Below are 13,153 nucleotides of genomic sequence, written 5' to 3'. Positions count from 1 at the left end.
GGGCCGTACACCGGGAGATCAGGTCACGGGCTCGGGCCGGCCGACGTCGTCACCGACGCCGTCGCCAAGGTCGTCCACGGTACGGCGGGGACCGGTGAACCAGTGCTTGGCCGACAGGTGCCACCACAGGGCGATGCCGACGAGCACGGCGCCGACCGCGATGGGGGCGTAGTTCACCGAGGTCCAGGTGAAGTCCGCGTTGCCCGGCACGCCCGCCGGGGCGATGGGCAGGACGAAGTAGACGGAGATGATCGCGATCTCGACCACGGCGATCCAGGACAACGCCTTGTACTTGCGGCCCAGGGTCCACGGCCCCGGCTGGAACGAGTCCCCGGCGCGCAGGCGCAGCCAGATCGGGATGAGGAACGCGAGGTAGAGCCCGATCACGGCGATGGACACCACGGCGAGGAACGCGACGGGAGTCGTCGTCCCCTCGGGCGCGTAGAGCGCGGGCAGCGTGATCAACAGCGCGACCCCGCAGCCGGCGATGATCGCGTTGACCGGCGTGCGGTTGCGGTCCACCTTCGACCACAGCCTCCAGCCCGGCACCGCGCCGTCCCGGGAGAACGCGTACGTCATCCGCGACATCGAGGTCACGCAGCTCATGCCGCAGAAGAACTGCCCGATCGTGGAGATGCCGAAGATGACGGTGGCGAGCGTGGACGACAGCGACGAGGTGAAGATGGCGCCGACGAAGCCGCCCTCGGCGTTGACGGCGTCCACGTTCGTGGCCGCGAACAGGAACGACAGCAGCAGGATCCAGCCGCCGATCGCGGAGTAGAAGATCGACTGCCACAGGCCCTTGGCCGCCGTGCGGGCCGCGCCGTGGGTCTCCTCCGACACGTGCGCGCAGGCGTCGAAGCCGGTGATCGTGTACTGCGTGAGCAGGAAGCCCAGCGGCAGCACGTACAGCCAGAACGCCGGGCCCGAGTCGCCGTCGCCGAACCCGGAGTTGTTGAACGTCTCGAACAGGAAGCCCACACTCTGGTGCTCCGTCGGACCGAAGATCAGGATCAGCACGACGGCCGCGGCGCCGAACACGTGCCACCACACCGAGACGTTCTGCAACAGCGAGATCAGCCGGTGACTGAAGATGTTGATCAACGCGTGCAGCACCAGGACCACGGCGAACAGCAGGAAGGTCTGGTGCAGCGCGTTGCCGTTCGCCCAGGAGTCGCTGAAGCGCCCGATCGTGATGTTCAGGAACGTCGCGCAGCCGTAGTCGACGGACGCGGTCACCGCGATCAGCCCGATCAGGTTCAGCCAGCCCGTGAACCAGCCGTGCACGGGCCGGCCCAGCTTGGCGGCCCACCAGTAGATGCCGCCCGCCGTGGGGAACGCCGAGACCAGCTCCGCCATGCAGAAGCCGATGATCAGGATGAACGCCGAGATCAGCGGCCAGCCGACGGAGATCGCCAGCGGTCCGCCGTTGTTCCACGCCTGTCCGAAGGTCGTGAAGCAGCCGGCCAGGATCGAGATGATGGAGAAGGAGATGGCGAAGTTGGAGAACCCGCTCCAGGTGCGGGCCAGTTCCTGCTTGTAGCCGAGTTCCGCTAGTCGTTTGGCGTCGTCGTCGAGGGCTTGCGCCACTGAGGCCTCCTCTAACCGGCTCTAACTGGTGCGGGGTATCCAGCCGCCGATCTTGTCGATCGGGCGGCCGAAGCATGGATCCTCGGTCGCGTACGGGTTGGGCGAACGTGTCGGCGACCTCGGCGGAATAGTCGAATCCGGGCCAACGTGATGGCTGAACCCGCCCTTGATCGTCAGGAAGGTGAGGGACCGCCCGGCCCAGGCCGTGACGAGAGCCATCGCGTCTGCGGCGGGATCTGGCATGCCCGGCTCCTTTGGTCTGCCTTCAGACCATTGATCAGATTTTCCGGGCCGGGTGTTACAGGGCGGTACCGATGTCGCAACTTCCCGCAGACGCCCGCGCTGCCTTGTGCTCGATGACGATCGCGGCGTCTGCCTCGGCCGGTGAGCCCGTCCGGCTGGACGGTCGCCCGATCTCCCACGTCACGAGCGGTGGGTGTGGTCACCGCTACGGGATCAGCACTTTGTCGATGAGGTAAACCGTGGCGTTGGCCGTCTGGATCTCTCCGCAGAGGACCTTGGCGTCGTTGTTGATTATGAGGTCCTGACCGGACAGGCGAGTGGTGAGCTCGTGGCCCTCCTTGGTGGTGAGCTTGGCGTTGCTCAACTCGTCCCTGGTCTTGCGCCCTTCGGTCACGTGGTAGGTGAGGACCTGGCGCGTCCAGTCCTTGTCTTCGTCCGAGAACATCCGGTCCAGCTCGAACTTCGGCAGTTTGACGAACGCGTCGTTGACCGGCACGAACACCGTGATGTCCTTGGCCGAATCGAGGTACTGGGCCAGGTTGCCTCGCGATAGGGCCGACGCCATCTTCGACAGGTCGGGAACGCCGGCGATCGCGGTGGCCACCGGCCGCTCGCCCATGGCCTCGGTGCCGGTCACGGCCGAGCAGTCGGAGCCGGACGGCGCGGACCGCGCCCTATCCCAGCGGCCTTGTGGTGTCGCGCCGTCGCCCGGCCTCCCGCAATAAGGATGCCGGACCGGACAGTCGGACGACGGATGCGGGCCCTGACACCTGGACGGCTGATACGGACAGGGAGACGGGGTTGGCAAGGTGGAGGGTGGCGTGAGCGGGCTGGTCGGTGACGTGGGCGGGCTGGTCGGTGGCCCCAGCGGGCTTTGAGCCGGCGGAGCCGAATCACGCGGCGGTAAGGGCTGGGGCGTTGTGTCCGGAGCCTGAGGTGCCTCCCGTTCGGCGGGTGGAGAGGGAGGCGCGGGATTGGCGAACCACCGGGCCGCGCTGACGGATTGCGGCATCACGCCGAAGGTGAAGGTGACCGCGCTGAAGGTGGACGCGACAAGGACCCTCTTCTTCATGGCTCTGCCTCCAGAACGACGGAGATCTAGGGTTTGCAGGCCGGGATCGGCCGTTCGTGCCTAGGAAGACGGCGGAGCCACAGGGCCTGTGTGGGCAGATCCGGTTGTGTCGGCCTCGGTATGGGCCTGACGAGTTGGACGCCGGATGCCGTGGGTCACCCCACTCACATCCAAGTATCTCTACTGGTGAGTAGCTACGCTTCCGTCAACTTTGAAACCTCCGCAAACGACTCGCCTCACAGGTAAATCGCGATGCTGGAGTTCCAAGCGTCACGGAGGCAGTTCGCCGCGGGTGGGCAAACCCTGCCAGGAGCTGTGGCTGGCGACGGCGAAGGCGGCCACCGAGATGCCGCGCTTGAGGCGGTCCGACGGATGGAGCCCGTCGAGGATCGCGCTGAGGTAGCCCGCGACGAACGCCCCGCCGACCTCGGCGGGGTCGACCGTGGTCACGGGGGCGGCCTGGGTGTCGTAGCGCAGGCCCTCGACGGTGGCGCTGGCTCCCTTGGCGCCCCGGGTCACGACCAGTTCGGGCGTGGACGCGAGCACGTGCTCCACGAGCATGAGCTCGTCCTGGGTCGCGAACAGCACGTCGGCGGAGGCGGCGAGTTCGGTGAGACCCTGGCGGGCCTCCTCCGCGCTCTCCCAGAGGTTCGCGCGGTGGTTGACGTCCACCGAGACGAGCACCCCGGCGTCCCTGGCGAGCTTGACGGCGTGGTGGACGGCGCTCCACGCGAGGCCGCTGAGGCCGAGGGTGACGCCCGTGACGTGCAGGATCCGCGCCGACTGCACCGCCTCGCCGGGTACGTCGCCGGTCGACAGGTGGGACCCGGCCGAGCCCTCCCGGTAGTGGACGGCGTGTGACGAGCGGCCGATGCGCCGCTGACGGAGGATCAGCCCGGTGGCCGCCGTCTCGTCCACCCGTACGTGGGAGACGTCCACGCCCTCGCCGCGCAGGACGGTCAGCGTGCGGGTGCCGAGTTCGTCGGCGCTGACCCGGCCCAGCCAGCTCACCGTGTGGCCGAGCCGGGCCAGGCCGACCGCCGTCGTCAGCTCGGGCCCCTCCACGTCGAGGCGGATGGTCGTGTCATGCCGCAGCCGGTCGCCGGAGACGACGCCCAATGCCTCTCCGAGCGTGAAAACCTCGGTCATGCCGTGAGTCCGCGGAATTGCACCCGGAAAGCATGACAGACCCTGATCCGCAGGGGAAAGCCCTCCCTCAGGCGCCGAACGCGTCCACGGAGGCCTGGCAGAAGGCCTTCAGGTCGTCCGGCTTCCGGCTGGTCACCAGCGTGTTCGGGCCGCCGGTGCAGACCATGACCTCCTGGTCCACCCAGGTCGCTCCCGCGTTGCGCAGGTCGGTCTGGAGGCTGGGCCACGAGGTCAGCGTGCGCCCGCGCACCACGTCGGCCTCCACGAGGGTCCACGGCGCGTGGCAGATCGCCGCGACCGGCTTGCCCGCGTCGAAGAACTCCTTGACGAACCGTACGGCCTCCGGCCGCATCCGCAGGAAGTCCGGGTTGGCGACCCCGCCGGGAAGGACCAGCCCGTCGAAGTCGGCCGCGGAGACCTCTCCCGCCACGGCGTCCACCGGGAAGGTGCCGGCCTTGTCGAGGTGGTTGAACGCCTGGATCTCCCCGCGTTCCACCGAGACGAGTCTCGGCGTGCCACCCGCCTGCTCGACGGCCTTCCACGGCTCGGTGAGCTCGACCTGCTCGACCCCCTCGGGGGCGACGAGGAACGCGATCGTCTTACCCTGGATCATCGTTGCTCCCCTCTTTTGCTCGTTCTTGACGTCGCGTGCCCGGAGGGATGCGATCTATGCCGTCCGCTGGGTAGGGGACGGATATGCCCGTGCTCGTGGGGACCTCCGGCTGGCAGTACGCCGACTGGCGCGACCTCGTCTACGGGGGCGTGCCCCAGAGACTGTGGCTGGAGAGCTACGGCGAGATCTTCGCCACCGTCGAGAACAACAACGCCTTCTACCGGTTGCCGAAGCGCGAGACGTTCGAGTCGTGGCGGGAGCGTACGCCGCCCGACTTCGTCATGGCGGTCAAGGCCAGCCGCTTCCTCACGCACATCAAGCGGCTGAAGGACCCGGAGGAGCCGGTCGAGCGGCTGATGGGCGTGGCCGAGGGGCTCGGCCCGAAGCTGGGCCCCGTCCTGCTGCAACTGCCGCCGACCCTGCAGGTGGACGCCGGCCGGCTGAGGGCCTGCCTGGGCCGGTTCCCGCGTGCCGTACGGGTCGCGGTCGAGCCGCGGCACGCCTCGTGGTGGACCGACGAGATCCGCGCCCTGCTGACGGAGTTCGGGGCCGCGTTGTGCTGGGCGGACCGTCTCGGCCGGCCGGCCGGGCCCCTGTGGCGTACGGCCGACTGGGTCTATCTGCGCTTCCACGAAGGGCGGGCCGAGCCCTGGCCCAGCTACGGGTCACATGCGTTGCGCAGCTGGGTGGACCGCCTGGGCGAGGTGCCGGACGCCTACGTCTACTTCAACAACGATCCCGGCGGCGCCGCCGTACGCAACGCGATCACCTTCGCGGAGCTGGCACGCGCCCAGGGGAGGGACGTGAGCAGGGCACGGCTTCCCGAGCGGTCCCCCGAGCCCGTCCGGCCATGACCGGACGGGCGAGTGTCACCCCCGGCATCATGGATCAGACGCGGCGCTCGTCGGCCGCGTGACGTCCGCCGGCCACCAGCTGGTCGGGGGACGACTGCTGCGAGGGCACCGACACGCGGTTGTGCGGCGCGGTGGGACGCTCGGCGCGCTCGGCCCGGTCGTCGACGCCGTCGCGGTCCCGGTCGACCTTCGGCCGCTCGGCCGTCGAGGACGCCGAGGGGGCCGTCGTGGAGGCGGTCGTGGAGGCCGTCGGAGTCGTCTCCAGGCGGCGCTCCAGGTCGCGCTTCTCGGCCTCCAGGCGGGACACGCGGTCCCGCTCCGCCAGGCGGGCCTCACGCAGCCGGCGGCGCTTCACGGCGGCGCGGCGCATGCCGCCGGTGATGAGCAGCAGGCCGACGATGAAGACGGCGGCGGTCACGACACCGGCGATGAACAGCTCGAACGGGCTGAGGTTGAACGTGCGGTCCAGGACCGTGATCGGCAGGGTGTTCGCGGTGTCGTTGACCGACACCTCGATCACAGCCGCCGCCGCGATCAGGACCAGAAGCAGGCCCAGTAAGACCATCTGCCCTCACTCCCAGTGCGGTTGCGATTGGTGGACGCCCTCCGACTGCCCAGGAGAGCGGAGATCATGTGCCACGGGTCACAGCACCGCCAAGGCAAAGAATGCGCGTTAACACTCTGGTTACAAACGGGCAAAAGCTACGAAATCCCGAAACGGCACTGTTGGGCGTGGCGGACGAACGCCAGGCCGCCTCGTTCGAAGGGATCGACGTGACCTACAAGGCCGAGTACATCTGGATCGACGGCACGGAGCCGACCGCGAAGCTCCGCTCCAAGACCAAGATCCTTGCCGACGGCGCCGAGCCGCCGCTGTGGGGCTTCGACGGGTCCAGCACCAACCAGGCCACCGGTCACTCCTCCGACCTGGTGCTGCGGCCGGTGTTCACCTGCCCCGACCCGATCCGGGGCGGCGACAACGTGCTGGTCCTGTGCGAGGTCCTGCACACCGACATGACGCCGCACGCCACCAACACCCGCTCCCCGCTCGCGGAGGTGGCCGAGCGGTTCGCCGACCAGGAGTCGTGGTTCGGCATCGAGCAGGAGTACACCTTCTTCAAGGACAGCCGCCCGCTCGGCTTCCCGCTGGGCGGTTTCCCCGCTCCGCAGGGCGGCTACTACTGCGGTGTCGGCGCCGACGAGGTCTTCGGCCGCGACATCGTCGAGCTGCACCTCGACCGCTGCCTGGCCGCCGGCCTGAAGATCTCCGGCATCAACGCCGAGGTCATGCCCGGTCAGTGGGAGTTCCAGGTCGGCCCCGCCGGTCCGCTGGAGGTCTCCGACCACATGTGGGTCGCCCGCTGGCTGCTCTACCGCACCGCCGAGGAGTTCGACGTCGCCGCCACGCTCGACCCCAAGCCGGTGAAGGGCGACTGGAACGGCGCCGGCGCGCACACCAACTTCTCCACGAAGGCGATGCGCGAGGGCTACGAGCCGATCATCACCGCCTGCGAGGCCCTGGGCGACAACGCCATGGAGCACGTCAAGAACTACGGCCACGGCGTCGAGGACCGCCTCACCGGCCACCACGAGACCGCCCGGTGGGACAAGTTCAGCTACGGCGTCTCCGACCGCGGCGCCTCCGTCCGCATCCCGTGGCAGGTCGAGGTGGACAAGAAGGGCTACATCGAGGACCGGCGCCCTAACGCCAACGTCGACCCCTACGTCGTCACCCGCCTGATCGTCGACACCTGCTGCACGGCTCTGGAGAAGGCCGGCCAGGTCTGACGGTTCCCCCGTCCTCGTACGGCTCCCGCGTCCGGCGCGGGAGCCGTACGCGTTTGTCGTGCATGTACGGTGGCCGCTGTGCCGCACCAGCCAGAACCCCTCGTCATCGGCCACCGGGGCGCCAGCGCCCTGCGGCCCGAGCACACGCTGCCGTCGTACGAGACGGCGATCGCGCTCGGGGCCGACTACATCGAGCCCGACCTGGTCTCCACCGGTGACCACGTCCTGGTGGCCCGCCACGAGAACGAGATCTCGGGGACCACGGACGTGGCGGACCATCCCGAGTTCGCCGCCCGCCGCACCACCAAGAGCATCGACGGCGTGGCCGTCACCGGCTGGTTCACCGAGGACTTCACGCTGGCAGAGCTGCGCACGTTGCGGGCCACCGAGCGCATCCCGGACCTGCGCCCGGGCAACGCCGCCTTCGACGGGCTGGCCCCGATCCCGACGTTCGACGAGGTCGTGGAGCTGGCCGTACGGCACGGCGTGGGTGTCTATCCCGAGACCAAGCACCCTTCCTATTTCGACTCCGTCGGCCTGCCGCTGGAGGAGCCGCTGCTCGACGTGCTGGGCCGGCACGGCTGGCGCGACCGGCACGACCCGGTCTTCATCCAGTCGTTCGAGGCGGCCAACCTGCGCGAGCTGCGCGGAAGGACCCGGCTGCCGCTGATCCAGCTGATCGGCGGCTCCGGCGCGGCGTACGACCGGATGGTCACGTCCGCCGGGCTCGAGGAGATCGCGACGTACGCGGACGGCATCGGTGTGGCGACCTCTCGGGTCGTTCCCACCGGTTCCGGCGGTCGCCTCCTCGCCCCCACGACACTCGTGCGGGACGCCCACAGGGTGGGGCTCGACGTGCACGTGTGGACCGTCCGCGACGAGAACGCCCAGCTCCCGGCCGACTTCCGGCGCGGAGACCCGGCCGGCCCGGCGTACGCGCGGGCGACGGGAGACGTGATGGGCTGGCTGGCGATGCTCTACGACCTCGGCGTGGACGGCGTCTTCGCCGACAATCCCGGCACGGCCCGGGCCGTGCTCTCGGGGCGTTCCCGGCGGATCGCCGCAAGTTGACAATGATTTTCATTTGCGGGACATTTGGAAGGGATGTTTCCCCTGATACCGACTTGAGGAATCGTCGTGCTCTCGCCACTTGCCCGTACGCTCTCGTCCGCCGCGCTGCTGGTGCTGTTCGCAGCCGCGTGCGGCGGCGCGCAGAAGCCTTCTGATTCCTCCGATCCCGCCCTGGGACCGGCACAGCCGTTGAAGGTGGTGGCGACCACCACGCAGGTGGCCGATTTCGCCCGCAACGTCGGCGGCGACCGGGTCACCGTCCACCAGCTGCTGAAGCCCAACGTCGATCCCCACGACTACGAGCCGTCCCCGGCCGACATGCGGGCCATCGGTGAGGCCGACGTGCTCGTCAAGAACGGCGTGGGCCTGGAGAAGTGGCTGGACGAGACGATCTCGGCCGCCGGCTTCGACGGGACCGTCGTCGACGCTTCCCGGGGCGTCCAGATCCGCATGGGCTCCGGGGAGGGGCACGAGGAGGGACACGGCGAGGAGGGGCACGATCACGACGAGTCCGAGGGCGACCCGCACATCTGGCACAACCCGCTCAACGTCAAGACGATGGTCGCCACGATCGAGACCGCCTTCGCCGCCGCCGATCCGCCCGACGCCGCGGTCTACCAGGCCAACCGGGTGGCGTACGACGCGAAGCTGGACGCGCTCGACGCCGACATCGCGAGGAAGATCGAGTCCGTGCCCCCCGACCGGCGCAAGCTCGTGACCAACCACGACGCCTTCGGCTACTACCTCGACCGATACAAGCTGACGTTCGTCGGGTCGATCATCCCGAGCTTCGACACCTCCGCGGAGCTGTCGGCCAAGCAGGTGTCCGATCTCGTCGCCGAGATCAGGACGACCGGGGTGGCGGCCGTCTTCTCGGAGGCGTCGCTGCCGCCCAAGACGGCCGAGGCGATCGGCCGCGAGGCCGGGGTGAAGGTCGTGGCCGGCGAGGACGCGCTGTACGGCGACTCGCTCGGCCCCGAGGGCTCGGCCGGTGCGACCTACCTCCAGATGGAGGAGCACAATACGGACACCATTGTCAACGCGTTGAGGGGGACCGCCGCATGAGCGAGCGCACGCCCACCCTGGTGCTCGACCGGGCGAGCGTGGCCTACGGCGACGTCCCGGTCCTGGAGGAACTGCACGGCGTCGTCCACGAGGGCGAGGCCGTCGCGCTGATCGGCCCGAACGGCGCGGGCAAGTCGACGCTGATCAGGGCGCTGCTCGGCCTGGTGCCAGTGGTGCGCGGCCGGATCGAGGTGCTGGGCAGGCCCCCGGCGCAGGCCCGCCGCGACGTCGCCTACGTGCCGCAGGCCGACACGCTCGATCCCGACTTCCCGGTGTCGGTCGAGCAGGTGGTGATGATGGGCCGCTACCGGCGGATCGGCTGGCTGCGCCGCCCCTCCGCGGCCGACCGGGCCGAGACCGCCGAGGCCCTGGAGCGGGTCGGGCTGGCCCACCGGGCGCGGGAGCGGTTCGGCACGCTGTCGGGCGGGCAGCGCCAGCGGGTGCTGCTGGCCCGTGCCATCGCCGCCAAGCCCCGGATGCTGCTGCTCGACGAGCCGTTCAACGGTGTGGACGCGGTCAGCCAGCACGCGCTGCTCGAGGCGATCGGCTCGCTGAAGGAGCAGGGCGCCTCCGTCGTCGTCAGCACCCACGACCTCGCCATCGCGCATCTGGCCTGCGACGAGGTGTGCCTGCTCAACCGGCACCAGTTCGGCTTCGGTCCGACCGGCGACGTGCTGACGCCCGAGCGGCTGCGCGCGACGTACGGCGGGCACGCGCTCGAACTGCGCGGCGACCGGGTGATCGTGACCCAGACATGATGTTCTTCGAGCCGTTCCAGTTGCCCTTCATGGCGCGGGCGCTGGTCGAACTGGTCATCCTCGGCGCGCTCGCGGGCACGGTCGGCGTGCTGGTGCTGCTGCGCCGGCTCGCCTTCGTCAGCGACACCCTGACGCACACCGTCTTCCCCGGCGTGGTCATCGGCCACCTCATGGCCGGGGACGGCGGCATCTTCTGGGGGGCGCTGGCCGCCGGGGTCCTCACGGCCGTCCTGCTCACGCTGCTGACGCACCGCCGCCGCGTGAGCGAGGACGCCGCGCTCGCCATGCTGCTGACCACGTTGTTCGCCGTCGGCGTCGTGGTGGTGTCGCGGCAGACGGGCTTCACCTCCGATCTCACGGCGTTCCTTTTCGGACGGGTGCTGACGGTCAGCGAGGAGCAACTCGCGCAGACCGCCGTCGTGACGGTCGTGGTCGTGGCGTTGCTGGCGGTGCTGCGGCGGCCGCTGCTGCTGCGGGCCTTCGACCCCGAGGGCGCCCGCGCGGCCGGCGTACGCGTGGGCCTGCTCGACCTCGTGCTGAACATCGCGGTCGCGCTGGTCGTCGTGGCCGCGGTGAAGGCGGTCGGCACGATCCTCGTGATCGCGCTGCTCATCGTGCCGGCCGCGGCGGCCCGGTGCCTGTCCGACCGGCTCGCCGTCATCGTGCCGCTGGCCTGCCTCGTCGGGGCGGCCGGCGGATGGCTCGGGCTCGTCGTGAGCTACGAGGCGTCGGTGGGGCACGGAGTGCGGCTCGCCTCCGGTGCCACCGTGGTGCTCGTCCTGGTCGCGTTGTACGGCCTGGCCCACGCCGCCGGGGCCGTACGCAGGAAGGCGGGCCTGAGCCGCGCCCGCCGCCGCACGGTAGTGGAGAGCGCGGCATGAGTTGGCTCGACTCCACCGTGCACCGGGCCCTGGTCGAGGCCGTCCTGGTCGGCGCGCTCGGCGGGGTGGTCGGGGTGTTCGTGGTCGCGCGGCGGCTGCCGTTCTTCACGATGGCCCTCACGCACGCGACGTTCCCCGGCATCGTCGTCGCCGCCCTGCTCGGGGTGAACCTCTACCTCGGCGGCGGGCTGTTCGGGCTGCTGGTGGTCGCCGCGGTCCTCCTGTTCGGCCGGGGCCGCGGGCAGGACTTCGGCACGGCCACCGGCATCGCGCTGTCGGGCGGCTTCGCGCTCGGTGTGGTGCTGGTGTCGGCGCAGGACGGCTTCACCAAGGACCTGGCGGCGTACACCGTGGGCGACGTCCTGGCCGTGGGCACGGGCGACCTGGTGGTGACCGCCGCCGTCGCCGTGGGGGTGCTGCTCCTGCTCGCCCTGGTGGGCAAGGAACTGCTGCTCGCGGCGTTCGACCCGGTGGGGGCGGCGGCGCTCGGACTGCCCACCCTGCTGCTGGACTTCGCCCTGCTCGCGGTCGTCGAGGTGACCGTCGTCGCCACCGTGCCCGCGCTGGGGACGATCCTCGCCGTGGCGCTGATCGTGGGCCCGGCCGCGACCGCCCGCCTGCTCACCGACAGGCTCGCGCCGCTGTTCCCGCTCGCCGCGGCGATCGGGGTCGCCTGCGCGCTGGCGGGCGTGTGGGTCTCCACGCAGTGGAACGTCGCGACCGGGGCCTCCATCGCCTTGTTCGTGGGCCTGGTGTTCGGGACGGTCTTCCTCGGGACCGCCGTACACGGCAGGGTCAGACGGGCCCTGGCGAGGAGAGTGGCCGTCAGGGCTTGAGCAGGACCTTGATCGCGCCGTCCTCCTTCTTCTGGAAGATCTCGTAGCCGTGCGGCGCCTGCTCGAGCGGCAGGCGGTGGGTCGCCAGGTCCGCGACGCCCAGGGGGTCGCCGTCGCCGGTCAGGAGCGGCATGATGTCGCCGATCCACCGCTTGACGTGGGCCTGGCCCATCCTGAGTGCGATGCCCTTGTCGAACATCCGCAGCATGGGCATGGGGTCGGTCATCCCGCCGTAGACGCCGCTGATCGAGATCGTGCCGCCGCGGCGCACGGTCTCGATGGCGTCCTGCAGGGCGGCGAGTCGGTCGAGGCCGGCGCGGGTCATCATGGCGGCGGCGGCCTTGTCGGGCAGCATCCCGGTGACCGTCTGGGCGAACTTGCCGACGGTGTAGCCGTGCGCCTCCATGCCCACGGCGTCGATGACCGAGTCGGTGCCCCGGCCTCCGGTCATCGAGCGGACCGCCTCGGGCACGTCGTCGGTCTCGTTGCCGTCGATCACCTCGATGCCGTGCCTGCGGGCCATCTCCAGGCGCTCGGGGACGATGTCCACGCCGATGACGCGGTAGCCGCGGTGGCGCGCGATGCGGGCCGACATCTGCCCGATCGGGCCGAGACCGAAGACGGTGACGCTGCCGCCGTCGGGCACCTCGGCCCACTCGACGGCCTGCCAGGAGGTGGGCAGCACGTCGGAGAGGTAGACGAACCTCTCGTCCGGCGGCCCGTCCGGCACCTTGATCGGCCCGAACTGCGCCTGCGGGACGCGCAGGTACTCCGCCTGGCCGCCGGGCACCTCGCCGTACAGCTTGGTGTAGCCGAACAGGGCGGCGCCCGTGTCGTACTCGCGGACCTGGGTGGTCTCGCACTGGGCGTACAACTCGCGGTCGCACATGTAGCAGTGGCCGCACGAGATGTTGAACGGGATCACCACCCGGTCACCGGGCTTGATGTGGGTGACCTCCGCGCCGACCTCCTCGACGATGCCCATCGGCTCGTGGCCCAGGATGTCGCCCTCGCCGATGAACGGGCCGAGCACCTCGTACAGGTGCAGGTCGGACCCGCAGATCGCGGTCGTGGTGACGCGGATGATCGCGTCGGTGGGTTCCTTGATGGCCGGGTCCGGGACCTCGTCCACCCGTACGTCGCGCTTGCCGTGCCAGGTAACTGCCTTCATGGTTTCCCCTCCAGAAAAGGGCCGGGGTGTCGCGATCGTTCCCGTATGCCCTACTTCTGCCG

At 70.1% G+C, this 13,153-nt stretch carries 14 protein-coding genes; 7 read left to right on the top strand and 7 right to left on the bottom strand.

The features are described from left to right. Positions 1–18: 18 nt before the first annotated feature. From ACWEQG_RS12215 to ACWEQG_RS12195, 5 genes are all read right to left on the bottom strand, one after another. Complete coding sequence (locus ACWEQG_RS12215) at positions 19–1,590, bottom strand: amino acid permease (protein ID WP_452284084.1); 1,572 nt, start codon at positions 1,588–1,590, stop codon at positions 19–21. A gap of 21 nt (positions 1,591–1,611) precedes the next feature. Continuing rightward, positions 1,612–1,833 (bottom strand): hypothetical protein, encoded by a 222-nt coding sequence (locus ACWEQG_RS12210; protein ID WP_452284082.1) that lies wholly within the window; start codon positions 1,831–1,833, stop codon positions 1,612–1,614. 205 nt (positions 1,834–2,038) lie between these two features. Then, positions 2,039–2,470 (bottom strand): fasciclin domain-containing protein, encoded by a 432-nt coding sequence (locus ACWEQG_RS12205; protein ID WP_452284080.1) that lies wholly within the window; start codon positions 2,468–2,470, stop codon positions 2,039–2,041. Positions 2,471–3,175: 705 nt separating this feature from the next. Beyond that, the gene (locus tag ACWEQG_RS12200; protein ID WP_363462571.1) at positions 3,176–4,054 is read right to left on the bottom strand and encodes a sugar kinase; all 879 of its coding nucleotides are present in this window, start codon (positions 4,052–4,054) and stop codon (positions 3,176–3,178) included. Positions 4,055–4,121: 67 nt separating this feature from the next. Beyond that, a complete protein-coding gene (locus ACWEQG_RS12195; RefSeq protein WP_452284078.1) occupies positions 4,122–4,667 on the bottom strand; it encodes a type 1 glutamine amidotransferase domain-containing protein in 546 nt (181 codons plus the stop codon). A gap of 83 nt (positions 4,668–4,750) precedes the next feature. Between ACWEQG_RS12195 and ACWEQG_RS12190 the strand changes: the two genes are divergently transcribed. Then, complete coding sequence (locus ACWEQG_RS12190; RefSeq protein WP_452284076.1) at positions 4,751–5,521, top strand: DUF72 domain-containing protein; 771 nt, start codon at positions 4,751–4,753, stop codon at positions 5,519–5,521. A gap of 34 nt (positions 5,522–5,555) precedes the next feature. On the opposite strand, the gene ACWEQG_RS12185 is transcribed toward ACWEQG_RS12190, so the two are convergent. Next, positions 5,556–6,086 (bottom strand): hypothetical protein, encoded by a 531-nt coding sequence (locus tag ACWEQG_RS12185; protein ID WP_452284074.1) that lies wholly within the window; start codon positions 6,084–6,086, stop codon positions 5,556–5,558. A 167-nt stretch (positions 6,087–6,253) separates the two neighbouring features. Between ACWEQG_RS12185 and glnII the strand changes: the two genes are divergently transcribed. From glnII to ACWEQG_RS12155, 6 genes are all read left to right on the top strand, one after another. Further along, a complete protein-coding gene (glnII, locus tag ACWEQG_RS12180; RefSeq protein ID WP_452284073.1) occupies positions 6,254–7,309 on the top strand; it encodes a glutamine synthetase in 1,056 nt (351 codons plus the stop codon). Positions 7,310–7,387: 78 nt separating this feature from the next. Beyond that, on the top strand, positions 7,388–8,380 hold the full coding sequence (locus ACWEQG_RS12175) for a glycerophosphodiester phosphodiesterase (protein ID WP_452284071.1): 993 nt from the start codon (positions 7,388–7,390) through the stop codon (positions 8,378–8,380). Positions 8,381–8,446: 66 nt separating this feature from the next. After that, positions 8,447–9,445, top strand: a complete 999-nt coding sequence (locus ACWEQG_RS12170) for a metal ABC transporter substrate-binding protein (protein ID WP_452284069.1) — start codon at positions 8,447–8,449, stop codon at positions 9,443–9,445. Next, positions 9,442–10,203 (top strand): metal ABC transporter ATP-binding protein, encoded by a 762-nt coding sequence (locus ACWEQG_RS12165; RefSeq protein WP_346224855.1) that lies wholly within the window; start codon positions 9,442–9,444, stop codon positions 10,201–10,203. Before ACWEQG_RS12170 ends, ACWEQG_RS12165 begins: the two co-directional genes overlap by 4 nt. After that, positions 10,200–11,084: a metal ABC transporter permease gene (locus tag ACWEQG_RS12160; RefSeq protein WP_363462578.1), complete on the top strand. Its 885-nt coding sequence runs from the start codon at positions 10,200–10,202 to the stop codon at positions 11,082–11,084. The genes ACWEQG_RS12165 and ACWEQG_RS12160 overlap by 4 nt, the downstream gene beginning before the upstream one ends. Continuing rightward, complete coding sequence (locus ACWEQG_RS12155) at positions 11,081–11,920, top strand: metal ABC transporter permease (protein WP_452284067.1); 840 nt, start codon at positions 11,081–11,083, stop codon at positions 11,918–11,920. Before ACWEQG_RS12160 ends, ACWEQG_RS12155 begins: the two co-directional genes overlap by 4 nt. Here ACWEQG_RS12155 and ACWEQG_RS12150 read toward each other — a convergent pair. Continuing rightward, positions 11,910–13,091 (bottom strand): zinc-dependent alcohol dehydrogenase, encoded by a 1,182-nt coding sequence (locus ACWEQG_RS12150; RefSeq protein WP_452284065.1) that lies wholly within the window; start codon positions 13,089–13,091, stop codon positions 11,910–11,912. The genes ACWEQG_RS12155 and ACWEQG_RS12150 overlap by 11 nt on opposite strands. Positions 13,092–13,153: the final 62 nt, after the last annotated feature.

Source organism: Microbispora sp. NPDC004025, from assembly GCF_053604425.1.
This window is presented reverse-complemented; position numbering and strand designations above follow the sequence as displayed.